This window comes from Streptomyces novaecaesareae (genome assembly GCF_000716875.1).
GTDB classification, from domain to species: Bacteria; Actinomycetota; Actinomycetes; order Streptomycetales; family Streptomycetaceae; genus Kitasatospora; species Kitasatospora novaecaesareae.
Genome location: NZ_JNWQ01000025.1, coordinates 17033 through 33490, shown reverse-complemented (window position 1 = coordinate 33490; position 16458 = coordinate 17033). Strand labels below are relative to the sequence as shown.

3 protein-coding genes are annotated in these 16458 nt (G+C 74.2%); all 3 read left to right on the top strand.

Translation table 11 applies throughout. The annotated features are described in order from the left end of the window. Positions 1 to 82 precede the first annotated feature (82 nt). Genes OP86_RS12065 through OP86_RS12055 form a run of 3 tightly spaced genes read left to right on the top strand, consistent with a single transcriptional unit; the run spans position 83 to position 16378 of the window. Positions 83 to 5689: a non-ribosomal peptide synthetase gene (locus OP86_RS12065; protein ID WP_051829996.1), complete on the top strand. Its 5607-nt coding sequence runs from the start codon at positions 83 to 85 to the stop codon at positions 5687 to 5689. Between the two features lie 46 nt (positions 5690 to 5735). After that, complete coding sequence (locus OP86_RS12060) at positions 5736 to 15086, top strand: non-ribosomal peptide synthetase (protein ID WP_051829995.1); 9351 nt, start codon at positions 5736 to 5738, stop codon at positions 15084 to 15086. Then, entirely contained in the window at positions 15083 to 16378 is a 1296-nt protein-coding gene (locus OP86_RS12055; protein WP_051829994.1) for an MFS transporter, read from the top strand. Before OP86_RS12060 ends, OP86_RS12055 begins: the two co-directional genes overlap by 4 nt. Positions 16379 to 16458 lie beyond the last annotated feature (80 nt).

Here is a 16458-nt window from a genome sequence, read left to right as displayed (position 1 = left end):
CCGCGTCCCCTCTGGGGAGACTGGGCGACCAGGCACGGCCTCCGCCGTGTCAGCGATGCGCAGACCGAGGGGGAGACCGCACGTGACCCACGAAGGGTTCCCGGCAGCAGGACCGGCGTCGGACCAGGCCGTCGAGCACGCGGTGACCCGCTTCCCGGTGGACCGCCCACGGCCGGCGACACCGACCGAGGCCACCGCGACACACCGGTTGACGCTCGACCGCGCGCTCACGCAGGGCCTGCGGCAGCTCGCCGAGTCGGCCGGCGGCACGCTGTTCGGCGCGCTGGCCGCCGCGGGCCAGGTGCTGTCCGCGGTGTACGCGGGCGAGGACGAGGTGACCGCGATCGTCCGCGGCCGCTCCACGCAGGACGGCGGCGCGCCCGTCGTCCTGCGCACGACCGTCGACGGTGCGCTCCCGTTCGAGCGCCTCCTCGGCGAGGCCTCCGCCGCGGCGGGCGCCGCACTGCCCGGTGAGTACGCCGTCGCCGACGTCGTGCTGCGGTTCGCCGAGGCCGACGGCGCACTGGAGGTGTGCGTCGACCACCACCCCGAGGTGCTGGAGGCGGCGACCGTCGAGCGGTTCGCCGAGGCCTTCCAGACCCTGCTGGCGGGCGTGGTCGACAAGCCGGGGCGGCCGCTGTCCGAGCTGGCGCTGGCCCCCGAGGCCGAGCTGCGCCGCCTGGTCGTCGACTGGAACGACACCACGCACGAGTTCCCCGCGCACCGCAGCCTCACCGACGTCTTCGCCGAGCGGGTGCGGCTCACCCCGGACCAGCCGGCCGTGCTGTTCGGCGACGAGCGGCTCACCTACGCCGAGTTGAACGAGCGGGCCAACCGGCTCGCCCACCGCCTGCTCGCCGAGGGCGTCACCACCGAGTCCCGGGTCGGCCTGATCCTGGACCGGTCGGTGCACGCGGTCGTGTCCATCCTGGCCGTGCTGAAGGCCGGCGGCGTCTACGTCCCGCTGCACGCCGCCTACCCCGAGGACCGCGTCCGCTTCGTCCTGAACGACGTCGGCGCCGAACTGCTGCTGACGGACCGGGCGATGGCGGCCCGGGCCGCCACGGCCGACGTCCCGCTGCTCGTGGTGGACGACCCGGCCACCACCGCCGGCCGGCCCGCCCACGACCCCGAGGTGGAGCCGGACGCCCGGCAGCTCGCCTACATCATGTTCACCTCGGGCTCCACCGGGACGCCGAAGGGCGTCGCGATCACCCACGCCGACGTGGTCTCCCTGGTCTGGGACCGCCGGTGGCGCGAGGCGGCGCACCGGCGCATCGTCTTCCACTCCCCGCACGCCTTCGACGCCTCGACCTACGAGCTGTGGGTGCCGCTGCTGACCGGCGGCGAGATGGTCATCGCCACGGAGGAGCCGACCCCGGCCCTGGTGCGCGAGCTGATCACCGAGCACGGGGTGACGGCAGTGTTCCTCACCTCCGCGCTGCTGCGGCTGTTCGCCGAGGAGGCGCCCGACTGCTTCGCCGGCGCGGCCACCGTGATCACCGGCGGCGAGGCGCCCTCGCCGGAGGCGCTGGAGCGGGTGATCACGCACTGCCCCGGCACCGTCGTCATCAACGCCTACGGGCCGACCGAGGCCACCACCTACACGCAGTTCCACGAGCTGTCCCTGGAGCAGGTCCGCGCACGGGTGGTGCCGATCGGCCCGCCGCTGGACAACACCCGGCTGTACGTGCTCGACGCGTGGCTGCGCCCCGTGCCGGTCGGCGCGCCGGGCGAGCTGTACGTCGCGGGCGACGGCCTGGCGCGCGGCTACTTCGGCCGGGCCTCGCTGACCTCCGAGCGCTTCGTCGCCGACCCCTTCGGGACCGGGGAGCGCCTCTACCGCACCGGCGACGTCGTCCGGTGGCGCGCCGACGGCTCGATGGACTACCTGCGCCGGGCCGACAACCAGGTCAAGATCCGCGGCTTCCGGATCGAGATCGGCGAGATCGAGGCCGCGCTCACCGCGCTCGACGACGTCACCGACGCCGCCGTCGTCGTGCACGAGGCGCGCGGCGCCAAGCACCTGGTCGCCTACGTGGTGGCGCAGCGCAGCCGGGAGGCCGACCCGGAGGCCTGGCGGGACGCCCTGGCCGCGCGGCTGCCGAGCTACGAGGTGCCGTCCTGGTTCGTCACCATGGACGCGCTGCCGCTGAACAACAGCGGCAAGGTCGACCGCCGCGCCCTGCCGGAGCCACAGATCGAGCTGCCGTCCGCCGCGGAGCACGTCGAGCCGCGCACCGACACCGAGCGGCTGCTGGCCGGGCTGTGGGCCGAGGTGTTCGGCGTCGAGCGGGTGGGCGTGACCGACAACTTCTTCGAGTTCGGCGGGGACTCCATCCTGGCCATCAAGGTCGTCTCCCGGGCCCGCTCCCAGGGCATCCGGCTGACCGCCAAGGACCTCTTCCTCACCCCGACCGTCGAGGAGCTGGCCGAGGTCGCGACCCGTACGGACGACGCGGCCGGCAACGCCCCGGCGCAGCGCCCGCTGGTCAGCCTCAGCGACGCCGAGACCGAGCGCCTCGCCGCCGGCGGGGCCGTCGAGGACGTCTACCCGCTGACGCCGATGCAGAGCGGGATGCTCTTCGACGCCCTGATGACCGGGGACACCGGTCTGCACCTGATCCAGTTCGACCTGGTGCTCGACCACGTCGAGGACCCGGAGCTGCTCGCCCGGGCCTGGCAGCAGGCGGCCGACCGGCTGCCCATCCTGCGCACCGCCGTGGTCTGGGAGGACGTCAGCAGCCCGGTGCAGGTGGTGCGCGCCGCGGCCACCCTGCCCGTCACCGCGCACGACTGGCGCCGGCTGTCGGAATCCGAGCGGCAGGAGCGCTGGCAGGCGCTGCGCGCCGCCGACCGGGCGGCCGGCGTGGACTTCGCCGCCGCACCGCTGGCCAGGGTCGCGATCATCCGGCTCAGCGACAGCAGCGTCCGGGTGCTGTGGTCGATGCACCACATCGTGATGGACGGCTGGAGCGGCGCCGAACTGCTCACCGAGGTCGCCGCCGAGTACGCGCGGCTGCGCGACGGCGAGGGGCCGCAGCCGCAGCCCCGGGTGCCGTTCCGGGACTACCTGCACTGGCTGGACGGCCAGGACCAGGCCGCCGCGGAGGCGCACTGGCGCGCCGTGCTCGGCGACTTCGACGCGCCGACCCGGCTGCCGTACGACCGCCCGACCGCGCCGGAGTACCGGCCGCGCGCGACCGGCATGGTCGAGGTGGACATCGCCGCCGAGCTGTCCGCCCGGCTCGTGGAGGTGGCCAAGCGGGAGAAGCTGACCCCGAGCACGCTCCTGCAGGGCGCCTGGGCGCTGCTGCTGTCGCGCTACAGCGGCAGCCAGGAGGTCTGCTTCGGCGGCACGGTGTCCGGCCGGACCCCGGACCTGGCGGGCGTCGACTCGATCGTCGGCATGCTGGTCAACACCCTGCCCGTGCTGGTGCACGTGGACCGCGACCAGGACCTGGTGTCCTGGCTGGCCGCGCTCCAGGCGGAGCAGGCCCGCGCCCGCGACTTCGAGACCGTGTCGCTGACCCAGGCGCAGTCGTGGAGCGGGCTGTCCGCCGGGGACAACCTGTTCGACAGCATCATCGTCTTCGAGAACTACCCCTTCGACGAGCGGGCGTTCAGCGCGCACGGCCTGGAACTCAGCCACTTCGACACCGAGACCGGCTCGGGCGCCGCGCTCGGCGTCGTCGTGCTCCCCGGTGACCGGATCACCGTGCGGCTGCACTTCGACCCGGCGCTGTTCGAGGCCGACACCGTGCGCCGGATGGCCGACTACCTGCGGACGCTGCTGGAGGCGTTCGCCGCCGACCTCGGGCGGACCGTCGGCCAGCTGCCGGCGCTCTCGGAAGCCGAGCACCGGGTGCTCGTGGGCGACGCGGCGGGCACCGCCGAGGACCGCTCCATCGAGCACCGGATGCACGAACTCGTCGAAGCACAGGCGCAGTTGCGCCCGGACGCGGTCGCGGTGGAACTCGACGACCTGCGGCTGACCTACGCGGAGCTGGACGCCCGGGCGAACCAGCTGGCCCACTTCCTCATCGAGCGGGGCGTCGGCAGCGACGTACTGGTGGGCATCGCGACCGAGCGCAGCCTCGACCTGTTCGTCGCCATCCTCGGCATCCTCAAGGCCGGCGGCGCGTACGTGCCGCTGGACCCGGACTACCCGGAGGAGCGGCTGGGCTTCACGCTGGCCGAGACCCGCCCCCCGGTGGTGCTGGCCCACGAGCGCAGCATCAGCCGGTTCCCGCAGACCGACGCCGACCTGGTGTTCCTGGACCGCGACTGGCCGGCCATCGCCGAGTACCCGGAGACCGACCCCAAGGCGGCGGGCAGCGCCCGCGACCTCGCCTACGTCGTCTACACCTCGGGCTCCACCGGCCGGCCCAAGGGCGTGGCGGTCGAGCACCGCTCGCTCTACAACACCGTGACCGCGGTGGTCGGGCCGTACGGGCTGAACCCCGACAGCCGGGTGTTCCAGCTGTGCTCGATGAGCTTCGACACCGGCGTGCAGGACCTGTTCACCACCTGGGCCGCCGGCGGCACGATGGTGGTGCCGGCCCCGGACGTCGCGCGCAACGGCGCCTACCTGGTCGAGCACATGCTCGCGGGCAAGGTCACCACGGCGTCCATCCCGATCACCGTCCTGTCCTCCCTCGACCCGGACTCGCTGCCCGGGATGGACACCGTGCGGGTCGGCGGCGACGTCGTCGTGCCCGAGGTCGCCGAGGCGTGGGCCCGCGACCACCGGGTGATCAACAACTACGGGCCGACCGAGGCCGGCGTGACGGTGAGCCTCTTCGAGGTCGAGCAGGGCGCGGGCTACCGCAACGTCCCGCTGGGCGCGCCGCTCGCCAACACCCGGGTGTACGTGCTCGACGACCGGCTCTCCCCGGTGCCGATCGGAGTGCCCGGCGAGCTGTACGTCGGCGGCGTCGGCCTCGCCCGCGGGTACGTCGCCAACCCGGCCAAGACCGCCGAGCGCTTCGTCGCCGACCCGTTCGGCCCGGCCGGATCCCGGCTGTACCGCACCGGCGACGTGGTGCGCCTGCGCCCCGACGGCATGCTGGAGTTCGTCGGCCGCACCGACCACCAGGTCAAGATCCGCGGCTTCCGGGTGGAGCCCGGCGAGATCGAGAGCGTGCTGCTGCGCCACGACGGGGTCGCCGAGACCGCCGTCACGGTGTGGCCGGACGACAAGGGCAACAAGCGGCTCGTCGCCTACTTCGTGGCCCGGCCCGGGGCTGCGGCGCCGACCGCCGAGGAGCTGCGCCGCCACCTCGGCGGCACGCTGCCCGACTACATGATCCCGGCCGCGATCGTCCTGCTGGAGCGGATGCCGCTCAACCACAACGGCAAGCTCGACCGGTCGGCGCTGCCCGCACCGAGCCGCCAGGACGGCGCCGACGCCGCGTACGTCGCCCCGAAGGACCCGACCGAGGAGGCGCTGGTCCGGATCTGGACGGAGGTGCTGGGCATCGAACGCGTCGGCGTCGAGGACGACTTCTTCGCCCTCGGCGGGGACTCCCTCAACAGCCTGCGCATCGTCGCACGGATGCGCACCGCCTTCGGCGTCGAGGTCACCCCCCGGGACCTCTTCGAGGGGCTGACGATCGCCGCCCTGGCCACGACCATCCGCGACCGGATCCTGGCCAAGGTGCTGGAGATGGCCGCAGCCCAGTCCTGAAAACGCGTCGGACCCGCGCTTGTGAATGTGGAGAGAAGAGAACAGCATGGAACTGCCATCCGCCGCGAAGGACCAGCTGTCGGCACTGCCCGACCACCTGCGGGAGCTCCTCCTGCGCCAGCTCGCCGGTGAGGCCGAGCCCGTTCCCGAGGAGAGCCCGATCGCCCCGGTGCCCCGGGACGGCGGGCTGCCCCTGTCGGCGAGCCAGCAGGGGCTGTGGTTCCTGGCCGAACTGAACCCGGGCAGCGTCGAGTACAACGCCCCGCGGGTGCTGCGGCTGACCGGCGACCTGGACGTCGAGGCGCTGCGCGCGGCCCTGGACGCCGTGGTCGCCCGGCACGAGGCGCTGCGCACCACCATCGGCGAGGTCGAGGGCCGCGGCACCCAGGTGGTGCACGAGCCCGCTCGCGTGCCCGTCGAGGTCGTCGACCTCGCCGGCCTGCCGGAGCCCGAGCGCAGCGCCGAACTCGGCCGCTGCCTGGAGCGCGAGGCGTCCACCCCGTTCGACCTGCGCCGCGGCCCGCTGTTCCGGGTGTCGCTGCTGCGGCTCGCCGCGGACGAGCACGTGCTGGTGCTGGGCCTGCACCACATCATCGGCGACGGCTGGTCCATCGGGCTCCTGGTCGAGGAGCTCAACACCGGGTACGCGGCCCGGGTGCGCGGCGAGGCGGCCGAACTGCCGGACCTCCCGGTGCAGTACGCGGACTACGCGGCCTGGCAGCAGGAACGCCTCGCCGGGCCGGAGGTGGCGGGGCAGCTCGACTACTGGCGCAAGCAGCTGGCCGGGCTGTCCCCGGTGGAGCTGCCCTCGGACCGCCCGCGGCCCCCGGTGCTCGGCTCCGCGGGCGCGATCCACGAGATCGCCGTGCCCGGGGAGTTGACCCGGCGGCTGACCGAACTCGGCTCGCGCACCGGCGCCACGCTGTTCATGACCCTGGTGGCCGCGAGCCAGCTGATGTTCTCCCGCTACTCGGGGCAGCAGGACATCGCGGTGGGCTCGGTGACCGCCGGCCGCGGCCGGGTCGAACTGGAGCGCCTCGTCGGCTACTTCAGCAACACCGTGGTGCTGCGCTCGCAGGTGGACGAGGCGCGGTCCTTCACCGACTTCCTCGGCGACGTCCGCTCCACCGTGCTCGACGCGTTCGCCAACGAGGAGGTGCCCTTCCAGCGGCTGGTCGACATCCTGCGGCCGGAGCGCGACCCGAGCCGGCCGCCCCTGGTGCAGGTGATGGTCAACCTCCAGAACGCGCTGGAGGCCAAGACCGAACTGCCCGGCCTGCGGGTCACCGAGGTCGACCCGCCGCTGCACGTGGCCAAGCTGGACGTCTCCCTCGACTTCTTCGAGCAGGCGGGCGCGCTCACCGGCTACATCGAGTACAGCACCGACCTGTTCGACCCGGCGACGATCGAGCGGATGAGCGGCCACCTGGTGACGCTGCTCGACGGCATCGCCGCGCAGCCGGACGCCCCGATGCGCGACCTGCCGATGCTCCCCGACGCCGAACTGCACCTGCTGCACACCGAATGGAACGGCCCCGTCGTCGAGTACGGCCCCTCCCGGTGCGTGCACGAGCTGTACGACGAGCAGGCCGCGATCACCCCCGACGCGGTCGCGGTGAGCTGCGCCGGCCGGGAACTGACCTTCGCCGCGCTGGAGGCCCGCTCCAACCAGCTGGCGCGGCACCTGATCGGCCTGGGCGTCGGCCCGGGCACGCTGGTCGGCGTGTGCGTCGAGCGCGGCGTGGACGCGATGGTTGCGCTGCTCGGCGTGATGAAGTCGGGCGCGGCGTTCGTGCCGCTCGACCCGGACTACCCGGCGCAGCGCATCAGCATGATGCTGGAGGACGCCGCCGCACCGGTGGTCGTCACCCAGACCGCCGTGGCGGACCGGGTCGCCGGGCACGAGGCGACCATGGTCGTCCTCGACCGCGACCGCGCGGTGATCGAGGCCCTGCCGGACGACGCGCCGGAGTCCGGGGTCTGCGTGGACGACCTCGTCTACGTGATCTACACCTCGGGCACCACCGGCAAGCCCAAGGGCGTGCAGATCAGCCACCGCAACGTGCACCACATCCTGCGGGCCTGGAACGCCCAGTACGGCCTGAGCGAGATCTGCGGCCGCGCCCTGTGCGTGGCCAGCTTCGGCGTCGACCTCTTCCTCGGCGACTTCCTGTTCTCCGCGCTCTTCGGCGGCGAGATGGTGGTCTGCCCGGCGGAGGTGGTGACCGACCCGCCCGCGCTGGCCGACCTGATCGCCGAGGTCCGCCCGGAGATCCTGGCCACCACGCCGTCGCTGGCCCGGGCGATCAGCACCGAGCTGGCCTGGCGCGGAGGCGGCGGCCTGGAGTCGGTGCGGCTGCTCTCCCTGGGCGCCGAGGGCTGGCTCGCCGGCGACGCCGCCGACCTGCTCGAACACGTCGGCCCCGACACCCTGACGGTCAACGCGTACGGCGCGACCGAGACGACGGTGGACTCCACCGTGTTCGCGCTGCGCGGGGACCCGGTCGAGCCCTCGCCGATCGTCCCGATCGGCAAGCCGATGGTGAACACCACCGTGTACGTCGTCGACGAGCTGCTCCGCCCGGTGCCGATCGGGGTGCCCGGCGAGCTCTACATCGGCGGCGGCGGCATCGCCCAGGGCTACTGGGACCGGCCCGAGTTGAGCGCCGAGCGGTTCCCCCACGACGTCCTCGGCCCGGGCACCGGCCGGTTCTACCGCACCGGCGACGTGGTGCGCTGGCGCGGCGACGGCAACCTGGAGTACCTCGGCCGCGCCGACGACCAGGTCAAGATCCGCGGCTTCCGGGTGGAGCTCGGCGAGGTGGAGACCGCACTGGCCCGCCACCCCGATGTCGCCACCGCCGCGGCGGTCGCGCGGCGGGTCGAGGGCGGCCACACCCGGCTCTTCGGCTACGTGGTGCCCGCCGGCAGCACGGCGCCCGACCTCGCCGAACTCCGGGCGTTCCTGGCCGGCAACCTGCCGAGCCAGGCCGTGCCCTCGGCGATCATGGTCCTCGACGAGCTGCCGATGACCCCGAACGGCACCCTCGACCGGCGCGCCCTGCCCGAGGTGGCCGAGCCCGAGGCCGACCCGTCCCAGCGCGTCGCGCCGCGCACCCCCGTGGAGACCGTACTCGTCGACGTCTGGGCGAAGGTCCTGGGTGTGGAGCCCGACCGGATCGGCGTCGAGGACAACTTCTTCAACCTCGGCGGCGACTCGATCCTCAGCCTCCAGGTGGTGTCGCTCGCCCGGCGGTCCAACCTCCGGCTGACCACCAAGCAGATGTTCCTGCGCCAGACCATCGCCGAACTGGCCGGCGAGGTCACCGTGCTGACCGCGCCCGACGCCGAGCAGGGCCCGGTGGTCGGCCCGGTGCCGCTGACGCCCGTCCAGCACTGGTACTTCGAGGAGTTCCCCGACGCCCCCGGCCACTTCAACCAGTCCCTGTTCCTCGAACTGGACACCGAGGTCGACGCCGACGCGCTGAGCGCCGCGTTCACCGCCGTCCTCGACCACCACGACATCCTGCGGATCAGGGCCGAACAGGTCGGCGGGGTGTGGCGCCAGCGCAACGACGCCGCCGAGGCCACCGCGGCGGACGGCACCGTCCTCGACACCGTCGACCTCTCCGGCCTCGACGACACCGCACGGGACGAGGCGCTGCGCGCGGCGATCACCGCGGCGCAGACCGGGTTCGACATCCGCACCGGCCCGCTGTTCAAGGGCGTGCTGTTCACCCTCGGCGCCGGCCAGGCCCCCCGCCTGTTCCTCGCCGCGCACCACTACGTCGTGGACGCCGTCTCCTGGCGCGTCATCATGGCCGACCTGGACACCGGGCACCGGCAGGCGGCCCTCGGACAGAAGGTGGACCTGGGCCCCAAGTCCACTTCGTTCCGGGACTGGTCGCAGCGCCTCACCGGCCTGGTCGCCGACGGCGGCTTCGACGCCGAACTGGACTACTGGACCGGCGTCGAGAAGGCCACCACGAACGCCGCCGAGCTGCCGGTGGACCTCCACGGCGAAAACACCGCCGGCTCCGCGCGCACCCTGACCCGGCGGCTGAGCGCCGAACGCACCGACGCGCTGCTGCGCAAGGTGCCCGAGGCGTACCGCACGCAGGTCAACGACGTGCTGCTCAGCGCCCTCGCCCGGGTGCTGCGCGACTGGGCCGGCGGCACCGTGCCGGTCGAGCTGGAGGGCCACGGACGCGAGGACCTCTTCGACGACGTCGACCTCTCGCGCACCGTCGGCTGGTTCACCACGGTGTTCCCCGTGGCGCTGGACCTGCCCGAGGGCGAGGACTGGGGCGCCACCCTGAAGGCCGTCAAGGAGCAGCTGCGCACCGTACCCTCCCGCGGCCTGGGCTACGGCGCCCTGCGCTACCTCGGCGAGGCGGGCGCACTGGGCCGGGGCCGGCAGTGCCAGGTCGGGTTCAACTACCACGGCCGCTTCGACGCCGGCACCGGCGACGCCGGGCTCTTCCAGGGCTGGTGCGAGAACCCGGGCGTGCCCGACCGCAGCCCCGAGCAGGCCCGGCAGTGCCTGATCGAGGTCACCGGCATGGTCCGCGACGGCGAGCTGGAGTTCGGCTGGGAGTACTCAGGGAACGTTCACCGCGAGGAGACGGTCGCCCGGCTGGCCGAGGCGTTCCTCGCGGCGCTGGAGCAGATCGTCGAGCACTGCGCCCTGCCCGGCGCCGGCGGGTGCACCCCGTCCGACTTCCCGCTGGCCGGGCTGGACCAGGCGGCGGTGGACCGGATCGCCGGCGACGGCCGCTCGGTGGAGGACGTCTACCCGCTCACCCCGATGCAGAGCGGCATGCTGTTCCACTCGCTCGGCGGCGACGGCGACGTGTACCTCACGCACTTCGGCGCGGTGCTGGACGGCGTGGACGACCCGCAGCGCCTCGCCGACGCGTTCCAGCGCGTCGTGGACCGCACCCCGATCCTGCGCACCGCCGTGGTCGGGGCCGACGTGGACGTCCCGCTCCAGATCGTCCGCCGCGACGTGCGGCTGCCCGTGACGCACCTGGACTGGAGCGGCCTCTCCGAGGAGGAGCAGGACGCGCGGTCGCGGTCGCTGTGGGAGGGCCTGCCCTCGCTGGAGGTCGACCTGGCCGAGGCGCCGCTCATGCGGCTGACCATCGCCCGGCTGTCGGCGGAGAGCGTCCAGGTCTTCTGGTCCACCCACCACCTGCTGCTCGACGGGTGGAGCTTCGCCGACGCGCTGGCCCAGGTGTTCGAGGAGCACGCCGCGCTCAGCGGCGCGCCCACCCCGGCGCCGAAGCCGCGCCGCCCGTACCGGGACTACGTGCAGTGGCTGGCCGAGCAGGACGACGCCGCCGCCGAGGCGCACTGGCGCCGCACCATGGCGGGCTTCGCGGCGGCCACCCCGCTGCCGTTCGACCGGGTGCCGTCGACCGCGCACGACGCGCGCTCCTCGCGCGACGTGAACCTGCGGCTGCCCGCCGAACGCTCGCGCCGGCTCTACGAGTTCGCCAAGGGCGCCCGGCTGACGGTGAACAGCGTCGTGCAGGGCGCGTGGGCGCTGCTGCTCGCGCGGCACAGCGGCGAGCGCGACGTGTGCTTCGGCGCGACGGTGTCCGGCCGCCCCGCGGAACTGGCGGGCGCGGACGAGATCGTCGGCCTGTTCATCAACACGCTGCCCGTACGGACCACCGTGGACAGCGGCCTCGACCTGGTGTCCTGGCTGCAGCGGATGCAGGACGAGCAGGTCGAGACCCGGCAGTTCGAGCACGTGTCGCTGGCACAGGTGCGCGGCTGGAGCGAGGTCCCGAGGGGCTCGGACCTGTTCGACAGCATCGTCATCTTCGAGAGCTTCCCGTACGACCGCGACGCGGCCGCCCGGTACGGCCTCGTGGTGCGCGAGAGCAACGGCGCGGAGGAGACCAACTACGCGCTCACGCTCACCGCCTACACCACCGACGAACTGCACCTGCGCCTCGGCTACGACCCGCGCCTGTTCGACGCGGACACCGTGGAGCGGATCGCCGAACGCCTGGCGACCCTGCTGGACGCCTTCGCCGACCACGCGCAGGCCCCGATCGGCCGGCTGCCCGTGCTGCCCGCCGGCGAGCGGACCGTCCTGCTGGACGAGTGGAACGCCACCGCCCGGCAGACCGGGCCGGCCACCACCGTCGAGCTGTTCGAACAGCAGGCCGCGGCCACCCCGGAGGGCACCGCACTGGTGCACGGCGACACCCGGATCGGCTACGCCGAGCTGGACGCCCGCGCGAACCGGCTCGCCCACCACCTGGTGGCGCAGGGGCTGCGCCCCGAACAGATCGTCGCCCTGGCCTGCCCGCGCACGCCCGAACTGCTGGTGGCCATGCTGGCGGTGCTGAAGACGGGCGCGGCCTACCTGCCGCTGGACCTGGACCACCCGCGCGAGCGCCTCGCGTTCATGCTGCAGGACGCGGCCCCGGTGCTGGCCCTGACCGGCGACACGGCCGTACTCGACCTGCCCGAGGGCACGCCCGCCCTCTCGCTCACCGACCCCGAGGTGGTCGCCGCACTGGCGGCCCGCCCGGCCACCAAGCCGGAACCGGCCGCGGCGCCGAGCCCGGACAACGCCGCCTACACGCTCTACACCTCCGGTTCCACCGGCAAGCCCAAGGGCGTCGTGGTCACCCGCGGCAACCTGCGCAACTTCGTGCTGGACATGCGGGACCGCACCGCGATGACCCCCGAGGACCGGCTGCTGGCCGTCACCACCGTCGGGTTCGACATCGCGCACCTGGAACTGTTCGTGCCGCTGATCAGCGGCGCGGCCGTGGTGCTGGCCGACAAGGAGCTGGTGCACGACCCGGAGGAGCTGCGCCGGGTGGTCGACGCCGAGGGCGTCACGGTGGTGCAGGCGACGCCGAGCCTGTGGCGCGGCGTGGCCGAGGGCGCTCCCGACGTGCTCGCCCGGGTCCGGGTGCTCGTCGGCGGCGAGGCGCTGCCCGCGGAGCTGGCCGAGGCCCTGACCGCCGGATCGCCGTCGGTGACCAACGTGTACGGGCCGACCGAGACCACGATCTGGTCGACCGCCGCGGAGCTGACCCGCGGCGCCGCCGGTGCGCCGCCGATCGGCCGGCCGATCGCCAACACCCGGGTGTACGTGCTCGACGCCGGCCTCCAGCCGGTCCCGCCCGGCGTGCCGGGTGAGCTGTACATCGCCGGTGAAGGCGTGGCGCGCGGCTACGCCAACCGCCCCGACCTGACCGCCGGCCGCTTCGTGGCCGACCCGTTCGGGCCGGCCGGGGAGCGCATGTACCGCACCGGCGACGTGGTCCGCTGGCGGGCCGACGGCGTCCTGGAGTTCGTCGGCCGCGCCGACGACCAGGTCAAGATCCGCGGATTCCGGATCGAGCTCGGCGAGATCGAGACGGTGCTGGACACCCACCCCGAGGTCGGCTCGGCCGTCGTGGTGGCGCGCGAGGACCGGCCCGGCGACAAGCACTTGGCGGCCTACTTCGTGCCGGCCCCCCGCCCCGGAGGCGAGTGGGCGAGTCACGGGGAGACCAGTCCCACCACCGCGGAGCTGAAGGCGCACCTCGCACGGCAGCTGCCGGCGTACATGGTGCCCGCGTTCTTCGTGGAGCTGGACGTGTTCCCGCTGACGCCCAGCGGCAAGGTCGACCGGCGGGCGCTGCCCGCCCCGGGCACGGTGGCCGACGCCGACGCGCCCCGGGTCGCCCCGCGTGACGGGACGGAGGCCGCACTGGCCGCGATCTGGGCGGACGTGCTCGGCCGCCCGGTCGACACCATCGACGTGACCGGCGACTTCTTCGACCTCGGCGGGAACTCGGTGCTGAGCGTCCAGGTGGTCTACCGGGCCCGGCGGGCCGGCTGGCACCTGGTGCCGAAGGACCTGTTCGCGCACCCGACCATCGAGCGCCTGGCGGGGGTCGCGGTGCCCTCGGCGACGGAGCCCACTGCCACGGAGCCCACTGCCACGGAGCCCGCTGCTCCCCGGCAGCCCGCCTCCGCGCAGCAGGCGCCGGCCGACGCACCGGAGCACACCGGGGCCCCGGCCGTCAGCCGGGAGTTCCTGGCCGCCCGGCTCGCCGAGCTGGCGCGTGCGCACCGGGTGCCGGGCGCACAGCTCGCCGTGCGCCACGGGGGCCGCCTCATCACCGTCGAGACCGGGGAGCGGGTGGCCGGGAGCGGCCTGCCCGTCACCACGGACACCGCGTTCCCCATCGCCTCGCTGACCAAGCCGGTGACGGCGCTGCTCGTGCAGCAGCTGGCGGCCGACGGGCGGCTCGACCTCGACGCCCCGATCGGCGCGTACCTGCCCGAGCTCTCCGCGGCCGGCCCGGTCGGCCGGGTGACGGCGCGGCAGGCCCTCAGCCACACCGGCGGGCTGGTCGCCGCGATCGAGGAGCGGGTGCCGAGCGCCGACCGGCGCACCTGGGTCGAGCAGCACTGCGGCGAGAGCGCCGTGCTGCACCGGCCGGGCACCGCCTTCTCGTACTCCGACCTCGGCTACGTGCTCGCGGGCCGCCTGGTCGAGGTGCTGACCGGCACGGACTGGCGGACGGCCGTGGAGTCGCTGCTGCTGAGCCCGCTCGGGATCACGGCCGCCTCCAACGGGCAGCCGGGCGAGCGGCCGGTGGCCCAGGGCCACGTCGTCCAGGGCGGCGGGGCGCAGAACAGCGGGGCGCAGGGCGGTCTCCTCCCCGTGCCCGAGCAGACCTTCACCCCGATCGACGACCCCGCCGCGGGGCTGGCGGCCAGTGCGGCCGACCTGGTGCGGCTGGCCGGCGTGCACGACCGGACGGCGTCCGGGGTGCTCGACCCGGCGGCCGCCGAGGCGATGCTCCGCGACCTGACCGGCGAGCTCGCCGTCGGGCCGTTCGGCCTCGCCGACGGCTGGGGGCTCGGCTGGGCCGTGTACCGCGGCGCCGACGCCGCCGCCGGTACCTGGCACGGGCACGACGGCAGCGGTGACGGCACCTGGTCCCACCTGCGCTTCGACCCGGCGACCGGGACGGCGGTGGCGCTCACCACCAACGCGAGCACCGGGGCCGGGCTGTGGGAGGACCTGCTCGCCGAACTCGGCGCCGCCGGGCTCGACGTGGCCAACCACTCGCTGCGGGCGCTGTCCGATCCGGGGGCGCCGGCCGCCGGGCCGGCCGAGTGCGCGGGCCGGTACGCCAACGGCGACTGGGACTGCCTGGTCGAGACGGGCCCCGACGGGCTCACCCTCTCCGTCGGGCACGGGCCGCGCTCCGCACTGACCTGCTTCGCCGACCTGCGGTTCGCCGCCGCAGGCGGCGGCGGGGTGCCGGACACGGGCCGGTTCGTCCGCGACCCGGAGACGGGCCGGGTCGAGCTGCTCCAGCTCGCCGGCCGGCTGCTCCGGCGCACCGGGACGGCGACGGGATGACCGTCGACGTGAACACCGGTTCCGCGACAGCGGCGGCAGTGCCGCCGCTGTCGCGGAACCGGAACTACCACGTGCTGTGGGGCAGTCAGCTGGTGTCCGAGCTGGTCAGTCAGCTCTGCCTGATCGCGTTCCCGCTGACGGTGCTGGCGGCGACCGGCTCCGCGGCCCGGATGGGAGCCGTCTCCGCCGCCATCGCGGCCGCGCACATGGCGGCCAACGTCCCGGCGGGCGTGCTGGTGGACCGCTTCGACCGCAAGCGGGTCATGCTGGTGTGCCAGTGCGCCCGGGCGGCGGTGATGGCGAGTCTGGCGATCGCCCTGTTCTCGGGCCACTTCTCCATGGCGCACGTGCTCGTGGTCGCGGTGGCGGAGGGGCTGCTGGGCGCGGCCTTCGACCCGGCGGAGCACGCCGCGCTGCCGCAGGTCGTCCCCGAGTCGCAGCTGTCGCAGGCGGTGGCGCGCAACACCGCGCGCCGGTACATCGCCACGCTGCTGGGCCCGGCGGGCGCGGGCTTCCTGTTCGCCGTCGACCGGATGGCCCCGTTCGGGGTCGCCGTCGTCCTGCTGGTGGCGTCCTGCGTGGTGCTGTGCTTCCTCCGCCTTCCCCGGCCGGAACCGGAAGCCGTACGGGAGTCCGTGCCGGAATCCGCGGAGGAGTCCGGGAGTTCGGAGTCCGAGCGGGAGCCCGAGAAGGCGGGGCTGCTCGCCGACGGGTTCCGCTGGGTGCTGGGGCACCCGGTGATCAGGCCGACGCTGGTCTGGCTGATGGGCTGCGAACTGGTCATCTCCGCACTGATCATCATCGTGCTGGCGATGTCCGGCGAGGGCGACATGGCCCCCGGCGAACTGGGCGTGATGATGACCGGGTTCGGCATCGGCGGGCTGCTGGGCGCCGCGGTCGCGGGCCGGCTGCACGCCGCCCTGCCCGCGCCCGCGGTCATCCTGGGGTTCCCCTGGACGGCGGCGGCGCTGACGCTGCTGCTGGCCCTGGTGCCGACCGGGGTGCCGACCGGCGTCGTGCTCGGCGGGATCGCCTTCCTGATCCCGACCGCGTTCACGACGGTCATGACCTACCAGCTCACGGTCGCGCCCGACGAGCTGCGCGGCCGACTCAGCGGTGTCGTCGGGCTGTTCGCGGGCGGCGCCGGCGCGGTCGGGCCGCTCGTGGGCGGGCTGCTGATGTCGGGCGGGAACAGCCGTGGCAGCCTGCTGATCTGCTGCGCCGCTCTGGCCGTCGTCGCCGTCGGCACCACCCTCAGCCCGAACCTGCGGCGGTTCCCCACGCTGAAGTGACGGGACGCGGCCCGGATCCCACGGGCGGTACAAGGACGCGGCCCCTGCCCCTCACACCGGTGAGGGGCAGGGGCCGCGTC